Genomic DNA, 18,126 nt, shown 5'->3' with positions numbered 1-18,126 from the left:
TCCGGCGGTTTTTTTGTCGCTGATTTACAGCGATTTCAGAATCGCATCGACACTGGCTTTTGCATCGCCAAACAGCATGTGCGTGTTCTCTTTAAAGAACAGCGGGTTCTGAACCCCTGCATAACCGGTGTTCATGGAACGTTTGAAGACAATCACATTCTGCGCCTTCCACACTTCCAGAACCGGCATACCGGCGATTGGGCTACGCGGATCGTCCTGCGCCGCCGGGTTAACGGTGTCGTTGGCACCTATAACCAGGACGGTGTCGGTATCGGTGAAATCATCGTTGATCTCATCCATCTCCAGCACGATGTCGTAAGGCACTTTCGCTTCCGCGAGCAGCACGTTCATGTGGCCTGGCAGACGCCCCGCTACCGGGTGAATGCCAAAGCGAACCTTGATACCACGCGCACGCAGCTTCTCGGTGATCTCCGCAACCGGATACTGAGCCTGTGCCACCGCCATGCCGTAGCCTGGGGTAATGATGACCGAGTGTGAGTTTTTCAGCATCTCTGCGGTATCTTCCGCGGTGATCTCACGGTGCTCACCCACTTCTTCGTCAGAACCGGTTGAGGAGCCATCAGAACCAAAGCCACCCGCGATAACGCTGATAAACGAACGGTTCATCGCCTTACACATGATGTAAGACAGGATCGCACCAGAAGAACCGACCAGCGCACCGGTGACGATCAACAGATCGTTGCTCAGCATGAAGCCTGCTGCTGCCGCGGCCCAACCGGAGTAGGAGTTCAGCATGGAGACAACCACTGGCATATCGGCACCACCAATGGAGGCCACCAGGTGCCAGCCAAAGGCCAGAGCAATCAGGGTCATCACCAGTAACGCCAGCACCTGCAGGCCCACGCTTTCAGTGCGCACGAAGACCACCAGCAGCACAAAGGACACGACCAGCGCCGCCAGGTTCAGCTTGTGACGGTTTGGCAGCATCAGCGGTTTAGAAGAGATCTTACCGCGCAGTTTGCCGAACGCGACAATTGAGCCGGTGAAGGTCACCGCACCAATGAAGATGCCGAGGAACACTTCCGTCAGATGGATGTTGACCAGAATCGGTTCCAGACCGGGTGTGTGGTACAGGTAGCTGTTGAAGCCCACCAGCACCGCCGCCAGCCCCACGAAGCTGTGCAGAATGGCCACCAGCTCCGGCATCTCGGTCATTTCAACGCGTTTCGCCAGGCGAATACCAATCGCGCCACCGATGATCATCGCCACCAGGATCCATGCAACGTTGCCGGTGTCCGGCCCGAAGATGGTGGCAATCAGCGCAATCGCCATCCCGGCGATACCAAAGTTATTTCCCTGCTGAGACGTTTCGTGTTTGGAAAGCCCCGCCAGACTGAAAATAAACAGGATTGCAGCAACAATGTATGCGGCTGTGACTAATCCTCCAGACATATGCTACCCCTTAGCCTTTACGAAACATTTTCAGCATGCGCTGAGTCACGGTGAACCCACCGAAAATATTGATACTGGCGATCAGCACCGCGATAAAGCTCAGGAAGCTTACCCAGCCGCCGTGGCCAATCTGCAGCAGCGCCCCGACCACGATAATCCCGGAGATGGCGTTAGTGACCGACATCAGTGGCGTATGCAGCGCATGGGAGACATTCCATACGACGTAGTACCCCACCACACACGAGAGCGCGAAGACGGTAAAGTGGCCGAGGAATTCTTTCGGCGCGACGTCTGCCAGCCAGCCAAACAGAATAATGACCAGCGCCATGATCGCGTACTTGCGCCACGGAGAAGCCGGTTTAGCTGGCTCTTTAGGCTCAGGCGCCGCTTTCGGTGCCGCCTGAGGCTGCGCGGACACCTGAATCGGTGGCGCAGGCCAGGTGATTTCGCCTTCACGCACCACCGTTACGCCACGCACAACAACATCGTCAAAATCAACGGTGATGTTGCCGTCTTTCTCTTTGCAGAGCAGTTTCAGTAGGTTAACAAGGTTGGTACCGTACAGCTGAGAAGACTGCGTTGGCAGACGGCCCGGCAAATCGGTATACCCGATCACCTTCACGCCGTTAGCAGTGGTGGTCACCTGATTTGGCACGGTGTATTCACAGTTGCCACCGTTTTGCGACGCCAGGTCGACGATCACGCTGCCCGACTTCATTGAGTCAACCATCTCACGGGTAATCAGCTTCGGCGCGGGTTTACCGGGGATAAGCGCGGTAGTGACAATGATGTCGACATCTTTTGCCTGCGCGGCGAAGAGTTCCATTTCCGCTTTGATAAAAGCTTCGGACATGACCTTCGCGTAACCGTCACCGCTACCCGCTTCTTCCTTGAAGTCCAGCTCAAGGAATTCGGCACCCATACTTTGTACTTGTTCTTTTACTTCAGGACGGGTGTCAAAAGCGCGTACGATAGCGCCCAGGCTGTTTGCTGCGCCGATAGCCGCAAGACCCGCCACGCCCGCGCCAATCACCATCACTTTCGCCGGAGGCACTTTCCCTGCCGCAGTGATCTGACCGGTAAAGAAGCGACCAAACTCATGCGCCGCCTCAACAATCGCGCGGTAACCGGCGATATTCGCCATGGAACTTAAGGCATCCAGCGACTGCGCGCGCGAAATACGCGGCACGGAGTCCATGGCCATCACGGTCACGCCACGTGCTGCCAGCTTCTCCATCAACTCAGGATTCTGTGCAGGCCAGATGAAGCTCACCAGCGTCGTGCCAGGATTCAGCAGTTCAATCTCGCTCTCTTCCGGCGCATTAACCTTGAGAATAACGGGCGACTGCCAGACTTCAGCACCGTCCACCACTTCCGCGCCAGCCTGAATAAAGGCCTCGTCATCGAAACTCGCCAGTTTGCCCGCGCCGCGTTCAACTGCGACGGTAAAACCCAGTTTAAGCAGTTGCTCCACCGTTTTCGGTGTTGCCGCTACGCGGGTTTCATTGGCTAACCGTTCTTTTGGTACCCCAATACGCATAGTTTTCCCTTCCATCGGTTTTTGATGATGGTTTGTCGATAAATGCCCGCGGTTTGTATCAACTTTCGCCAGCAGGACAGCGACGACATATGATTAACCCCAGAAAATAAAACAGTAACAAACTTTCTATAACCTACTGAAAATAACGCCCGTGATCTACCGCCAGAAAACACTATTTCTTACTTTATCTGTGAAAAATAAGTGATCTGCGTCGCTGACAGTGATATTTACCTTAAATTCATCGCTGAGACCGATAAATAGCGCAAGCGAAGCGGTAAAAACATGATATAGCGCCATTAGAGAACAACTTATTAACATTAAATTAACTTGTAAAAGTCATAAGCTTTATCAGTTTTGCTTGTCAGACGCCTGTTTTTTCAACATATCACTAAATGTTATCAAATCAGATGATTCAGTGAGCACAGGCTGTGAAAAATGGCGCAGACAGCGACGGGTTTTAAATGCCATAATCGGGACCGTCTCAAATTAACAACAATACCAGTACATGGTTTGCGCAAGGCGAAGGATTATTTTTATGAAGCTTAAGAACACACTCCTGGCGTCCGCACTTCTCTCCGCGACCGCCCTGTCTGCGAATGCCGCGACAGAGTTAACGCCGGAGCAAGCGGCAGCGTTAAAACCTTTTGACCATACGGTCATTGTGGGTCGTTATAATTCTATTGGCGATGCCGTCGCCGCCGCATCAAAAGCCGCCGATAAAAACGGTGCGGCCTCGTTTTACGTTGTTGATCAGTCTGACTCCGGCAACAGCGGTAACCAGCGCGTGACCATTGCGCTGTATAAAGACAATGCGCCGAAAGCTGACGCACCGAAAAACCGCGTGATTAACGGCGTCGTTGAATTACCAAAAGATCAGGCGATTGAGCTGGAACCTTATGACACCGTCACCGTGCAGGGCTTCTATCGCAGCCAACCTGAAGTGAACGATGCCATCACCAAAGCCGCAAAAGAAAAAGGCGCGTACTCTTTCTTTATCGTGCGTCAGGTCGATGCTAACCAGGGTGGCAACCAGCGCATTACCGCGTTCATCTATAAAGAAGATGCGAAAAAACGCGTTCTGCAAAGCCCGGACGCTATTCCTGCTGATTCCGAAGCGGGTCGTGCGGCGATAGCGAAAGGCGGCGAAGAAGCGAAGAAAGTGGAAATTCCAGGCGTAGCCACCTCTGCCGCACCAAGCGCTGAAGTGGGCCGTTTCTTCGAAACGCAATCCACCAAAGGTGGCCGTTACTCCGTTACCCTGCCAGACGGAACCAAAATTGAAGAGCTGAACAAAGCCACTGCAGCGCAGATGGTGCCGTTCGACAGCATTAAATTTACCGGCAACTACGGCAACATGACGGAAGTCTCTTATCAGGTCGCGAAACGTGCGGCGAAGAAAGGGGCGAAGTATTACCACATCACCCGCCAGTGGCAGGAACGTGGTAACAACGTAACCATCAGCGCCGACCTGTACAAGTAACAGAACGGTTGACCCGAGGCGGCGCAATGCCGCCTTTTTTGTTACTTTTTTTTGAAATTCGGCCCCACGTCATTGCATGCTTTCGTGACACTCCGTAAAATCCCGCGCCTTAGTGTGATCCACCATTTTTATGCGCCTGTGCGAAATAATTATTCTGGATTTGGACCTTTCATAACAGGAAGCCAATGGAAAAGAAACTAGGCCTGAGTGCTTTGACTGCACTCGTTTTGAGCTCAATGCTGGGTGCGGGCGTGTTCAGCTTACCGCAGAATATGGCGGCGGTCGCAAGCCCTGCCGCACTGCTTATAGGGTGGGGCATCACGGGTGCCGGGATTTTGCTGCTGGCGTTCGCAATGCTGCTGCTGACCCGCATCCGCCCGGATCTGGATGGGGGGATTTTCACTTACGCCCGTGAAGGTTTCGGCGAACTGATTGGCTTCTGTTCCGCATGGGGCTACTGGCTGTGCGCGGTCATCGCAAACGTCTCCTACCTGGTGATCGTCTTTTCGGCGCTCAGTTTCTTTACCGATACCCCTGAACTGCGGTTCTTTGGCGACGGCAATACCTGGCAGTCCATTGTGGGCGCTTCGGTACTGCTGTGGGTTGTTCACTGGCTGATTCTACGTGGCGTACAGACGGCGGCCAGCATTAACCTGGTGGCAACTCTGGCCAAACTGGTTCCGCTCGGCCTGTTTATCGTGCTGGCCTTTATGGCGTTCCGTCTCGATGTGTTCAGTCTCGATTTCAGCGGTGTCGCGCTGGGCGTACCGGTCTGGGAGCAGGTCAAAAACACCATGCTGATCACCCTGTGGGTCTTCATCGGTGTTGAAGGTGCCGTCGTGGTCTCTGCCCGGGCGCGGAATAAGCGCGATGTGGGTCGCGCCACGCTGCTGGCGGTACTGGCGGCGCTGGGCGTGTATCTGATGGTGACGCTGCTGTCGCTGGGGGTGGTCGCGCGTCCTGAACTGGCCGAAATGCGTAACCCGTCGATGGCGGGCCTGATGGTGAAAATGTTCGGACCGTGGGGTGACGTGGTAATTGCCGCGGGGCTGATTATCTCCGTGTGCGGCGCGTACCTGAGCTGGACCATTATGGCGGCAGAAGTGCCGTTCCTGGCCGCAACGCACAAAGCATTTCCACGCCTGTTTGCTCGTCAAAACAAAAACAGCGCGCCGTCGGCCTCACTCTGGCTGACCAACATCAGCGTTCAGGTCTGTCTGGTGCTGATCTGGCTCACAGGTTCAGACTATAACACTCTGCTGACCATCGCCTCGGAGATGATTCTGGTACCCTATTTCTTAGTGGGTGCATATCTGTTAAAAATCGCCACACGTCCGGCGCACTATGTGGTGGGTGTCGGAGCCTGTATTTACGGCCTGTGGTTGTTGTATGCTTCCGGGCCTATGCATCTGCTGCTGTCGGTGGTGTTGTATGCACCGGGCCTGCTGGTGTTTATCTACGCCCGCCGCACGCATCAGTTAGAGAACGCGCTTAGACGCCGTGAGATGGCCTTAATCGGGCTGTTACTGGTTGCTGCCGTACCGGCAACCTGGATGTTAATGGGATAGAATCGCCTTTCCCATTGTTGAACTGAAAAGGAGAACACGATGGGAAACGCGCAGCAACGCCCAATACTGATTACTGGTGGAGGCCGTCGTATCGGCCTCGCCCTTGCCCATCACTTTCTCAATCTTCGCCATCCGGTCATCATCAGTTACCGCAGCGAATATCCCTCGATTGAGGGGCTACGCAAAGCCGGTGCGATCTGCATTCAGGCCGATTTCTCAACCGATGACGGTATTCTGGCCTTCGCTGAAAAAGTAAAATCTACCACCCCCGGGCTGCGCGCCATTATCCATAATGCCAGCGCCTGGCTTCCCGAAAAATCCGGTACGCCACTCAGCGAAACGCTCTCCTGCATGCTGCAGATCCACGTCAATGCGCCCTATCTGCTGAACCATGCCCTGCTCGACCTGCTGCGCGGTCACGGACATGCGGCGGGTGATATTATTCATTTCACCGATTACGTCGTGGAGCGCGGCAGCGACAAGCACATCGCCTATGCGGCCAGTAAAGCTGCACTCGATAACATGACGCGCTCGTTCGCCCGTAAACTTGCCCCTGAAGTTAAGGTGAACGCCATCGCCCCGGCGATGATTTTATTCAACGAAGACGATGATGCGGAGTATCGCCAGCAGGCGCTAAATAAATCGCTGATGAAAATTGCGCCAGGTGAAAAAGAGGTTATCGATCTTATCGATTATCTGCTCACCAGTTGCTATGTCACTGGCAGAACCTTTGCCGTGGACGGCGGTCGACCGCTGCGCTAGTGAAAGCGGCTCCAGAAGAAGATAAGCACCCAGGCGCTGAGCCCCCAGCAGACAACGGCCCCGCTCAGCGCCAGGGGAAGTCGCATAAAACCGGTGAAGTACCACAGCGAAAGCAGATAAAGAAAATAAGGGATGATCGACCACATCCCGAACACGATAGTCGTACGCAATGCTTCCGTGCCTCGTTCTGAGGCGACAATATAGTGCGCTATTAACGCAAAGGTCGGGAAGAGTGGGATCAGCCCGGCAATATAATAATTCCTGGTTTTAGCCAGAATACCAATCAGTAACACCACCAGCGCACCCAACGCGGCTTTTATCACCAGCCCCATCTTTTTCCCTATAACAATCAAATAACACTATGAGCCAGAATAACGGAACTGGCGTTAATTATGAAAGATTAATGGAACGTTAAGGTTGTGCGGTGTATGTTGGCTTTTTTCGCGATAACAGACGTTGTATGAATAAGATTGTTTATGTTGAAGACGAGCCCGAAGTGGGGCAATTGATCGCCGCCTATCTGGGTAAGCATGATATGGACGTCATTGTTGAGCCTCGTGGCGATCGTGCCGAAGAGGTGGTCTTACGTGAAAACCCGGACCTGGTGCTGCTGGACATTATGCTGCCCGGCAAAGATGGCATGACGGTCTGCCGCGATCTGCGCGCCCGGTGGGAGGGCCCTATCGTGCTGCTGACCTCGCTGGACAGCGACATGAACCATATTTTGTCACTCGAAATGGGTGCCAATGACTACATTCTGAAAACCACGCCCCCTGCCGTCCTCCTTGCTCGTCTGCGCCTTCATTTACGCCAGCGTGCCAGCGTTGAACGAGAAGCGCCTGCTCAGTCGCTGACCCCGCACAAAGCGATGCGTTTTGGTACCTTGTCTATTGATCCGATTAACCGTCAGGTTCTGCTTTCTGGCGAGCTTATCGCCCTTTCCACGGCAGATTTTGACCTGCTCTGGGAACTGGCAACCCACGCCGGGCAGATCATGGACCGCGATGCATTACTGAAAAACCTGCGCGGCGTCAGCTACGACGGAATGGATCGCAGCGTTGACGTGGCTATTTCGCGCCTGCGTAAAAAACTGCAGGATAATGCCACTGAGCCGTACCGCATTAAAACCGTGCGTAACAAGGGCTATCTGTTCGCGCCTCACGCCTGGGAAACCTGATGCCGGTTCCCCGAACGACACCGTTTAAAACATTACGCAGACGAGGTCTGACAGTTGCATAAAATAAGAACACTCAGCCTGATCTGCTGTTTTGGGTTAACCGGGTGCGTTGTCGCAGATATGGATTCAAGTCATTATGACTATGTTCCGTATATTCAGACTATCCAGAATCCCAGGACCCCGGGCCATACCAATGTGCAACAACGCCGTGAGGATTTGTACGCCTGCGGCGTTGATCGAAAGTATTCGCTCAATTCATGGGACGAAAGCTTCAGTCGCAACCGCCTGCTGCCGGGCGAAACGATAGAACAGCAAGATTCCAGGATCAAAAAAATAGAAGACTGTATGAAATCAAAAGGGTACGTTCTGTGGGATTACTCACAATGCGGACCCCGTAAAAAACCGAGCGGTATGTGTAACTAGTTTGGGTTTGCGTGTTTGTCTTCGACGCAGGTTGTTAACGTATTGATTTTCGGTGAGATTGAATGAAAAAGCTGTTCGTACAGTTTTATCTCCTGCTGTTTGTCTGCTTCCTGGTGATGACCATGCTGGTTGGGCTGGTCTATAAATTCACCGCCGAACGTGCGGGCAGGCAGTCACTGGATGATTTAATGAAAAGCTCGCTCTACCTGATGCGCAGCGAGCTGCGAGAGATCCCGCCACACGACTGGGCCAAGACCTTAAAAGAGCTGGATCTGAACCTGTCGTTTGATCTGCGCATCGAGCCGATGAAGGATTTCGATTTAGAGCCACCCGCCATGCAGCGACTGCGTGACGGGGACATTGTGGCGCTGGATGAGAAATATACCTTTATCCAGCGCATTCCACGGAGCCATTACGTTCTGGCCGTGGGGCCGGTACCTTATCTCTATTATCTGCACCAGATGCGCCTGCTGGACCTTGCCCTGCTGGCTTTCATTGCCATTTCGCTCGCGTTCCCGGTCTTTATCTGGATGAGGCCACACTGGCAGGACATGCTGAAACTGGAATCAGCTGCGCAACGTTTTGGTGACGGGCATTTTACCGAGCGCATTCACTTCGACAGCGGTTCCAGCTTCGAACGTCTTGGCGTGGCGTTTAACCAGATGGCTGATAACATCAATGCGCTGATTATCAGTAAAAAACAGCTCATTGACGGAATTGCTCACGAGCTGCGTACGCCGCTGGTACGCCTGCGCTATCGGCTGGAGATGAGCGAAAACCTGACGGAGGTCGAGTCTCAGGCGCTGAACCGCGACATTGGTCAGCTTGAGGGCCTCATTGAGGAGCTCCTGACCTACGCGCGCCTCGATCGCCCGCAAAACGAACTGAACCTCAGTACGCCGGACCTGCCCGGCTGGTTACAAACCCATATCGATGATGTCCAGAGCGTAAACCCGCAACGTACCCTGCTGACACACGTCACGCCCGGCGATTATGGCGCACTGGATATGCGTCTGATGGAACGCGTGCTGGATAATCTGATGAACAACGCCATGCGCTATAGCGAGAGCACGCTGCAGATTGGCTTAGATTTACAGGGTAGTCAGGCCTGTCTGACGGTTGAGGATGACGGACCGGGCATCGCCCCGGAAGCGCGTGAAACGGTGTTTGAGCCGTTTGTACGCCTCGACCCCAGCCGCGATCGTGCCACGGGGGGATGTGGCCTGGGGCTGGCAATTGTTTACTCCATTGCGCAGGCGATGGGCGGCACGGTGCATTGTGAAGAGAGCGCACTCGGCGGCGCGCGCTTCTGCTTTAGCTGGCCAGTATATCACAACATCACCCTTCCCGTCCCTGCCTGACCTTTATCGCACGCTGGCCTGACCCGGCGTGCTGTGCTATATGATAAGTATGTTGTAACTAATGAAGAGTTATCATGGCGACGTACGATCTCATCGAAAGGCTGAACAGCACGTTCCGCGACATTGAACACGAGTTACTGACCCTGACCGAACGTTTGCAGACCTGCCGTCTGTTAGCCGCGCGGGTCTTTACCCTGCCGGATGTGGTGAAAGGCGCTGAACACGACCCGCTGGAAACCATAGAGGTACAGCAGCATATCGGCAAAGCGGCGCTGGAACTGACGCTGCGGCACTACCGTCGCCTGTTTATCCAGCAGCAGTCAGAAAACCGCAGCAGTAAGGCGGCCGTTCGTCTGCCGGGCGTAATCTGCCTGCAAACTGATGCAACAACGCGAGAAGCGCTGGAAAACCAGATTGCGCATATCAACACGCTTAAGGCGACGTTTGAAAAGATCATCACTGAAGAGTCGGGTCTGGCCCCTGCCGCCCGTTTTGAATGGGTACACCGACAGCTACCGGGATTAATCACCCTGAATGCCTACCGTACGCTCACGGTACTGCGTCATCCCGCTACGCTTCGCTTCGGCTGGGCCAACAAGCACATCATTAAAAACTTCACCCGGGATGACATTCTGGCGCAGCTGGAAAAGAGTCTGAAGGCACCGCGGACTGTCGCACCGTGGTCACGCGAGCAGTGGATTGAACGGCTTGAGCAGGAGTACCACAGCATCGCCTCACTGCCGGCAGATACCCGGCTTAAGATTAAGCGTCCGGTGAAGGTGCAGCCTATCGCGCGCGTCTGGTATTCCGGCCAGCAAAAGCAGGTACAGTATGCCTGCCCGACGCCGCTGATCGCACTTTATGATGCCGATCAAGGGGCCATTGTGCCGGATATTGGCGAACTGCTGAATTACGATGCTGAAAATGTCCAGCATCGTTACAGACCTCAGGCGCAACCGCTGCAGCTGATCATTCCGCGGCTGCACCTGTATGTGGCGCAGTGATTATTTCAGGCTGCCGACCATCGATTCCGGGCGTACCCATGCATCAAACTCAGCCTCCGTCAGGTAACCCAATGCCAGAGCGGAGGCTTTCAGCGTCAGCCCCTCTTTATGCGCTTTTTTCGCAATCTCAGCGGCTTTGTCGTAGCCGATATGGGTATTCAGCGCGGTCACCAGCATCAACGACTCATTGAGCAACTGGCTGATGCGCTCGCGGTTTGGCTCAATGCCTGACGCACAGTGCTCGTTGAAACTCTCCATACCGTCCGCCAGCAGGCGTATGGACTGAAGCACGTTGTGAATCACCATCGGGCGATAGACGTTCAGCTCAAAGTTACCGGACGCGCCGCCCATGTTAACGGCAACGTCGTTACCCATTACCTGACAGCAGAGCATGGTCATGGCTTCACATTGGGTCGGGTTTACTTTGCCCGGCATGATTGAGCTACCCGGCTCGTTCTCCGGAATGCTAATTTCACCGATACCGCAACGGGGACCCGAGGCCAGCCAGCGCACATCATTGGCGATTTTCATCAACGACGCTGCCAGCCCCTTGAGGGCACCGTGGGTATGAACCAGCGCATCACAGGTGGCCAGCGCTTCAAACTTATTCGGCGCCGTGATAAACGGCTGCCCGGTGATGGCCGCCAGCTCGTCGGCAACGCGCACCGCATATTCCGGATGGGTATTTAACCCCGTACCGACCGCCGTTCCGCCCAGCGCCAGCTCTGCAAGATGCGGCAGGCTGTACTCGATGTGCTTGAGGTTATGTTCTAGCATTGCCACCCAGCCGGAAATCTCCTGGCCGAGCGTCAGCGGCGTGGCATCCTGCAGGTGAGTACGTCCTATTTTGACGATATCGCTGAAAGCCTGCGCCTTCTCGCCAAGGGTGGTTTTAAGCACGTTGAGCTGCGGGATCAGCTGTTCACGAAGCGCAATCACCGCCGCCACGTGCATCGCCGTCGGGAAGACGTCGTTCGAACTTTGGCTTTTGTTTACGTCATCGTTCGGGTGAACCTTACGCTCCATACCGCGCACGCCGCCCAGCAGTTCGCTTGCCCGGTTCGCCAGCACTTCGTTCATATTCATGTTGCTCTGGGTGCCAGAACCGGTCTGCCAGATGGCGAGGGGGAATTCATCGGGATGCTTGCCGGCCAGCACTTCATCGGCAGCAGTGATAATCGCGGTGGCCTTATCTGCCGCCAGCAGGCCTAAATCCTGATTCACTTTGGCGGCCGCACGTTTAGTGAGCGCCAGCGCCTGAATCAGCGAGACGGGCATTTTCTCGGTCGAAATACGGAAATGTTCCAGCGAACGCTGGGTTTGCGCGCCCCATAGCTTGTCAGCCGGGACATCGATCGCGCCCATAGAGTCTTTCTCACGGCGTACCGTAGTCATTACTTTCTCCTTGATAACACTGTCGGGATTGCTCACATGCTTCAGAGATAAGTATTGATTGCTTTACAGAAAAGATATGGCGCTTTGTGCGCTCTTTGATGTGCCGGGTGACGTGAACGCCACCCGGCTATAGTAGATTACTTCAAACACGCCGAACATTGAGAGGACTGGATCTGCCTGAAGAAGTCGTTACCTTTGTCATCCACAAGGATAAACGCCGGGAAATCTTCCACTTCAATTTTCCAGATAGCTTCCATACCCAGTTCCGGGTATTCAATGCACTCAAGGCTCTTAATGCTGCCCTGCGCGAGTACGGCAGCCGGACCGCCGATGCTGCCCAGGTAGAAGCCACCGTGTTTATGGCAGGCATCCGTCACCTGCTGGCTACGGTTTCCTTTTGCCAGCATGATCATGCTGCCGCCGTTGGCCTGTAGCTGGTCAACATACGAGTCCATACGGCCTGCGGTGGTCGGGCCTAACGAGCCAGAGGCGTAGCCTTCTGGCGTTTTGGCCGGGCCTGCGTAGTAAATCGGGTGATCTTTGATGTACTGCGGCAGCCCTTCACCATTGTCCAGACGCTCTTTCAGTTTCGCGTGAGCGATGTCACGACCAACGATGATGGTTCCGTTAAGAGAGAGACGGGTCGACACCGGATACTGAGACAGCTGCGCCAGAATCTCTTTCATCGGACGGTTCAGGTCAACGTGAACGGCTTCACCCTCGCCCGCTTTGCGCAACGCTTCAGGAATGTACTTCCCTGGGTTGTTTTCCAGTTTTTCGATCCAGACACCTTCGCGGTTGATCTTCGCTTTGATGTTACGATCCGCAGAACAGGAGACCCCCATCCCGACCGGGCAGGAGGCGCCGTGGCGCGGCAGACGGATCACACGCACATCATGGGCAAAATATTTGCCGCCGAACTGCGCACCCAGACCGAGGTTACGCGCTTCTTCCAGCAGTTCCTGTTCGAGCTGAACATCGCGGAACGCCTGGCCGTGCTCGTTCCCTTCGGTAGGCAGGCCGTCGTAGTATTTGGTCGACGCCAGCTTCACCGTTTTCAGGGTGCTCTCTGCCGACGTACCGCCAATCACAAAGGCAATATGGTACGGCGGGCAGGCAGCGGTGCCGAGCGTGCGCATTTTCTCAACCAGGTAATTCTTCAGCTTGCCCGGCGTGAGCAGCGCTTTGGTTTCCTGGTAGAGATAGGTTTTGTTCGCTGAACCGCCACCTTTGGCGATGCAGAGGAATTTGTATTCATCACCGTCCACGCTATACAGGTCAATCTGCGCAGGCAGGTTTGTGCCCGTGTTGACCTCTTTGTACATATCCAGCGCCGCGTTTTGCGAGTAGCGCAGGTTGTCTTCGGTGTAGGTGTTGTACACGCCGTGCGCCAGCGCCGCTTCGTCGCCGCCGCCGGTCCAGACGCGCTGGCCTTTTTTACCCACAATGATGGCCGTGCCGGTGTCCTGACAGGTAGGTAAAATACCCTTCGCCGCGATATCCGAGTTACGCAGGAACTGCAGGGCGACGTATTTGTCGTTTTCGCTGGCCTGCGGGTCGCTCAGGATATCGGCCACCTGCTGCTGGTGCGCAGGGCGGAGCATAAACGAGGCGTCGTGGAAAGCCTGCTGCGCCAGTAACGTCAGCGCCTGCGGATCGACCTTGAGGATCTCCTGCCCTTCGAATTCAGAGACGGAGACGTGATCGCGGGTTAACAGGTAATATTCGGTTTGATCCTTACTGAGGGGGAAAGGATCCTGATAATGAAAGGGTTTGTTCGACATTGTTCTCTCACTTACTGCTTCAGTCTGATTATTTGGGCAGATGTTCCGCTGCCCGCTTAAAAGCGAGTCAGCTTATCCTACACAATTTTTTAACAAAAACTGAGACTAGTACGACTTTTTACATCCACAGGTTACTTCCATGTGGTTTATTGCTTTAATACCCGGAGTTAATTCCACCATTGAATCAGGGCTTGATAATGCAAAAACTCATTAACTCAGTGCAAAACTACGCCTGGGGAAGTAAAACTGCGTTAACGGATCTCTACGGTATCGCGAACCCAAACAACCTGCCAATGGCAGAACTGTGGATGGGTGCGCACCCGAAGAGCAGCTCAAAAATTGAAGACGCAAGCGGCCAGGTTCGCTCTCTGCGCGACGTGATTGATGCCGACAAAGCCACCCTGCTGGGTGACAAGGTTGCCAGCCGTTTTGGTGAGCTGCCGTTCCTGTTTAAAGTGCTGTGCGCCGACCAGCCACTCTCGATCCAGGTGCACCCGAATAAAAAAGCCTCTGAGATGGGCTTTGCGAAAGAGAACGCGGCCGGTATTCCGTTAGATGCCGCCGAGCGTAACTACAAAGATCCTAACCACAAGCCGGAACTGGTCTTTGCGCTGACCCCCTTCCTGGCGATGAACGCGTTTCGCGAGTTCTCAGAAATTATCTCCCTGCTGCAGCCGGTGGCGGGTGCTAACAACGCTATTGCCCACTTCCTGGAAAACCCGAATGCAGAAGGCCTGAGCCAGCTTTTCGCCAGCCTGCTGAACATGCAGGGAGAAGAGAAATCTCACGCCCTGGCGGTGCTGAAAGCAGCGCTGGACAGCCAGCACGGTGAGCCGTGGGATACCATCCGCCTGATTTCTGAATTCTACCCGGACGACAGCGGCCTGTTCTCCCCTCTGCTGCTGAACGTGGTGAAGCTGAACCCGGGCGAGGCGATGTTCCTGTTTGCTGAAACCCCGCACGCCTACCTGCAGGGCGTGGCGCTGGAGGTGATGGCCAACTCAGACAACGTACTGCGTGCAGGCCTGACGCCGAAATACATTGATATCCCTGAGCTGGTTGCCAACGTGAAGTTTGAGGCGAAGCCTGCGGATCACCTGCTGACTCAGCCTGTTAAACAGGGTGCGGAGCTGGACTTCCCGATCCCGGTGGATGATTTTGCCTTCTCACTGCATGACCTGAGCCCGGCAGAAACCGCCATCGCGCAGGAGAGCGCAGCAATCCTGTTCTGCGTTGAGGGTGAAGCAACGCTGCATAAAGGTGGCGAGCGTCTGGTGCTCAAGCCAGGCGAATCGGCATTTGTAGCGGCAAACGAGTCGCCGGTGAGCGTGAGCGGTACCGGTCGTCTGGCGCGTGTTTTTAATAAGCTATAAGCACTTACTGAATTTTTTAACAACTCTTGCTAAGCTAGTTGAAGACTTTACATCACCGGGCGGTTTCTACCGCCTGGTTTCATTTTAGGGATAGTCGCAATGAAAAAATCGGTCGTAGCGGTAGGAGTGATTGTAGCGTTAGGCGTGGTCTGGACAGGTGCCTCCTGGTTTACCGGGAAACAGCTGGAAAGCCGTCTGGCTGAGATGGTGGCACAGGCTAACGGAGAGCTTAAGCGTGGTGCGCCGGAAGCAGGCGTGGAGCTTGCCTACCAGAATTATCAGCGTGGTGTCTTTACCAGCCATATGCAGGTGGTTGTCAAGCCTGTCGCCGGTAATGAAAATGGCTGGCTGAAACCGGGCCAAAGCGTGGTGCTGGATGAAGTGGTCAGCCACGGTCCGTTCCCGCTGGCACAGTTAACGTCTTTTAACCTGATCCCGTCGATGGCGTCTGTTCATACTGTACTGGTGAATAACGACTTAACCAAACCTCTGTTTGATCTGGCAAAGAATGAGTCACCTTTCGAGGTTAACACCCGCATCAGCTACGCCGGTGACACACGTTCCAGTATCGATCTGAAAGCACTGAACTACGAGAAAGATAACGAGAAAGTGACCTTTAGCGGGGGGAATTTCAAGGTTGATGCTGACCGCGATGGAAATGTCTTCTCCCTGACCGGTGCAGCAGAGAGCGGCCTGATCAATGCCGTCAATGAATACGGTCAAAAGGTTCAGCTGACGTTCAATAACCTGAAAGCCGATGGCGACAGCAAGATGACCGATTTTAAAGAGCGTATCGGTAATCAGAAACTCTCTTTCGACAAGATTGCTATCGCGGTTGAAGGGAAAGAGATGGCCGTGCTGGAAGGCATGGAGGTGGACGGCAAATCCGACGTGTCTAAAGACGGTAAGAGCATCAATACCCAACTGGATTACGCCCTGAAGAGCCTGAAAGTGCAGAACCAGGATCTGGGGACCGGCAAACTGTCGCTGAAGATTGGCAATATCGACGGTCAGGCGTGGCATGAATTTAGCCAGAAATACAGCAAAGAGAGCCAGGCACTGCTGAGCAATGCCGCGCTGCAGCAGAATCCGGAAGTTTACCAGCAGCAGGCCATGGCGGTGCTGATGAACAACCTGCCAATCCTGCTGAAAGGCGAGCCGGTTATCACTGTGGCCCCGCTGAGCTGGAAAAACAGCAAAGGCGAAACCAACTTTAACCTGTCCCTGTTCCTGAAAGACCCGGCAACCGCAACGGGTGAACCTCAGACGCTGGCGCAGGAAGTGGATCGCAGCGTGAAGTCACTCGACAGCAAGCTGGCCATCCCTGTGGATATGGCGACCGAGTTTATGACCCAGATTGCGAAGCTTGAAGGGTATGGCGATGAAGATGCCGGCAAGCTAGCGAGCCAGCAGGTGAAAGGCCTGGCGGCAATGGGCCAGATGTTCCGCATCACGAAGATGGAAGACAACACCATTTCCACCAGCCTGCAGTACGCCAACGGTCAGGTCACGCTGAACGGCGATAAAATGCCGCTGGAAGATTTTGTCGGGATGTTTGGTATGCCTGCCCTGGGGATGCCGGAACCGGCTGAACCTGCAGCGCCGGCCGTGCCTGAAGCACCCGCTGCACCCGCTGCACCCGCTGCACCACAGCAGTAATCATCAAAACCCCTCTCTGAGGGGTTTTTTATTACCGGTTGCAGGTACTCAGCCTGGTGCCACGAAATACTATTTCACCGTCACTAACCGTGCCGACACAATCTGGTGCCCGGCCTGCACGTCTGCTTTCTCGATGCGCTGCATAATCCTGTCCGCCAGCGTGTAACCCATCTCCCGGGCAGGTGTGGTGGCCCAGACAATGGGCAGATCGTCCAGCGCGTTTTCACCAACGTCGGCAAATGCCCCTAACGCCACCTGGTGGCCGAAGAAGGTTTCAACGCCACCCTCGCCGCTCTGACGCCCGGCGCGGATCAGGCCAAACCAGGCCCCCATCGCAATCACCTCGTTATAGCAAATCACGGCGCTTATCGTCGGGCTACTCCGTAATAACGCGTTTATCGCTTCCGCGGCTTTCTTCTGGCTGGATTCGCATTCCACCACCCATTCACTGTGGAACGGGAGGCCGTATTTAATCAGCGTCGCGCAGTAGCCGCCTACCCGCTCGGCTCGCGTCAGGGACGAGCTTTTTCCGCCAAGCCAGGCAATGCGCTGATGCCCACGATGAATGAGATGCTCCGTCAACATTTGTGCGGCTTGCATGTTGTCCGGTCGCAGGGTATCGGCTTCGTCCAGATAACTGGCGCGCGAGGCAAACACCAGCGGCACGCCTTTTTCGGCAGCGCGCTCGCACAAGTCATTACTCACCCCCGACGCGCCGGCGACGATCACCCCGTCGACGCCCTGCGTAAGCAGCATATCCAGACGGGAAAGGAGCTGATCGGCCTCGCGGCCGCCGTGAAGCAAAAAGACCATCCGTCCCTGCGCTTCAAGCGCTTCGGTCAGGCCCGCGGTCAGTTCGGCATAAAAGGGAGAGGTCAGGTCACGCACAATCAAACCGATCACACCGCTTTGGCCGCCGCGCAGCGCTGATGCCTGGCGGTTACGTACAAAGCCCAGTTGCTCAACCGCCTCGTTAACCCGTTGCCCGGTCGCGGGAGAAATGCGTCCTTTCCCACTGAGCACCAGTGAAACGGTGCTGACGGAAACCCCCGCCGCCAGCGCGACATCGTTGATGGTGATTTTTTTCGCTACAGCCATGTGTCGGCGTGACTCCCTGAAATGAGATCGGTAAAACGTTTTATCAATATGTAATCTTTATACTACCAGTCAAAGCCTGAGAATGTGAT

At 54.8% G+C, this 18,126-nt stretch carries 14 protein-coding genes; 8 read left to right on the top strand and 6 right to left on the bottom strand.

Annotation, left to right across the window (positions count from 1 at the left end; all coding sequences use genetic code 11):
- Positions 1–24 precede the first annotated feature (24 nt).
- Both pntB and pntA read right to left on the bottom strand, forming a co-directional pair.
- Positions 25–1,413: a Re/Si-specific NAD(P)(+) transhydrogenase subunit beta gene (pntB, locus tag BH714_RS06070; protein ID WP_025204333.1), complete on the bottom strand. Its 1,389-nt coding sequence runs from the start codon at positions 1,411–1,413 to the stop codon at positions 25–27.
- A 10-nt stretch (positions 1,414–1,423) separates the two neighbouring features.
- Entirely contained in the window at positions 1,424–2,953 is a 1,530-nt protein-coding gene (gene pntA, locus BH714_RS06065) for a Re/Si-specific NAD(P)(+) transhydrogenase subunit alpha (protein WP_020884308.1), read from the bottom strand.
- A 535-nt stretch (positions 2,954–3,488) separates the two neighbouring features.
- On the opposite strand from pntA, the gene ydgH reads away from it, so the two are divergent.
- The 3 genes from ydgH to folM all read left to right on the top strand — a co-directional run bounded on the left by ydgH (position 3,489) and on the right by folM (position 6,763).
- Positions 3,489–4,433, top strand: coding sequence for a DUF1471 family protein YdgH (gene ydgH, locus BH714_RS06060; RefSeq protein ID WP_020884309.1), 945 nt, complete (start codon positions 3,489–3,491; stop codon positions 4,431–4,433).
- 185 nt (positions 4,434–4,618) lie between these two features.
- Positions 4,619–6,001, top strand: a complete 1,383-nt coding sequence (locus BH714_RS06055) for an amino acid permease (protein ID WP_020884310.1) — start codon at positions 4,619–4,621, stop codon at positions 5,999–6,001.
- Positions 6,002–6,040: 39 nt separating this feature from the next.
- Positions 6,041–6,763 (top strand): dihydromonapterin reductase, encoded by a 723-nt coding sequence (gene folM, locus BH714_RS06050; protein WP_025204335.1) that lies wholly within the window; start codon positions 6,041–6,043, stop codon positions 6,761–6,763.
- Here folM and BH714_RS06045 read toward each other — a convergent pair.
- Positions 6,760–7,095: a GlpM family protein gene (locus BH714_RS06045; RefSeq protein WP_020884312.1), complete on the bottom strand. Its 336-nt coding sequence runs from the start codon at positions 7,093–7,095 to the stop codon at positions 6,760–6,762. The two genes, folM and BH714_RS06045, sit on opposite strands and share 4 nt — an antisense overlap.
- A 128-nt stretch (positions 7,096–7,223) precedes the next feature.
- On the opposite strand from BH714_RS06045, the gene rstA reads away from it, so the two are divergent.
- From rstA to tus, 3 genes are all read left to right on the top strand, one after another.
- Entirely contained in the window at positions 7,224–7,940 is a 717-nt protein-coding gene (gene rstA, locus BH714_RS06040; RefSeq protein WP_025204337.1) for a two-component system response regulator RstA, read from the top strand.
- A gap of 485 nt (positions 7,941–8,425) precedes the next feature.
- Positions 8,426–9,724 (top strand): two-component system sensor histidine kinase RstB, encoded by a 1,299-nt coding sequence (gene rstB, locus BH714_RS06035; RefSeq protein WP_040017324.1) that lies wholly within the window; start codon positions 8,426–8,428, stop codon positions 9,722–9,724.
- 74 nt (positions 9,725–9,798) lie between these two features.
- On the top strand, positions 9,799–10,728 hold the full coding sequence (gene tus / locus BH714_RS06030; protein ID WP_014169815.1) for a DNA replication terminus site-binding protein: 930 nt from the start codon (positions 9,799–9,801) through the stop codon (positions 10,726–10,728).
- On the opposite strand, the gene fumC is transcribed toward tus, so the two are convergent.
- Both fumC and fumA read right to left on the bottom strand, forming a co-directional pair.
- The gene (fumC, locus tag BH714_RS06025; protein WP_020884315.1) at positions 10,729–12,123 is read right to left on the bottom strand and encodes a class II fumarate hydratase; all 1,395 of its coding nucleotides are present in this window, start codon (positions 12,121–12,123) and stop codon (positions 10,729–10,731) included.
- Positions 12,124–12,260: 137 nt separating this feature from the next.
- Positions 12,261–13,907, bottom strand: a complete 1,647-nt coding sequence (gene fumA / locus BH714_RS06020) for a class I fumarate hydratase FumA (protein WP_040017323.1) — start codon at positions 13,905–13,907, stop codon at positions 12,261–12,263.
- 197 nt (positions 13,908–14,104) lie between these two features.
- Between fumA and manA the strand changes: the two genes are divergently transcribed.
- Complete coding sequence (gene manA, locus BH714_RS06015) at positions 14,105–15,280, top strand: mannose-6-phosphate isomerase (RefSeq protein WP_020884317.1); 1,176 nt, start codon at positions 14,105–14,107, stop codon at positions 15,278–15,280.
- Between the two features lie 99 nt (positions 15,281–15,379).
- Positions 15,380–16,939: a YdgA family protein gene (locus BH714_RS06010; protein WP_040017322.1), complete on the top strand. Its 1,560-nt coding sequence runs from the start codon at positions 15,380–15,382 to the stop codon at positions 16,937–16,939.
- A gap of 69 nt (positions 16,940–17,008) precedes the next feature.
- Here the strand turns inward: BH714_RS06010 and BH714_RS06005 are convergent, their stop codons facing one another.
- Positions 17,009–18,037, bottom strand: coding sequence for a Mal regulon transcriptional regulator MalI (locus BH714_RS06005; RefSeq protein WP_014169810.1), 1,029 nt, complete (start codon positions 18,035–18,037; stop codon positions 17,009–17,011).
- Positions 18,038–18,126: the final 89 nt, after the last annotated feature.

The sequence above is a fragment of the Enterobacter ludwigii genome, from assembly GCF_001750725.1.
Classification (GTDB): domain Bacteria; phylum Pseudomonadota; class Gammaproteobacteria; order Enterobacterales; family Enterobacteriaceae; genus Enterobacter; species Enterobacter ludwigii.
Note: the sequence above shows the minus strand (reverse complement) of the source record. Positions and strands in the feature narration are given on the sequence as shown.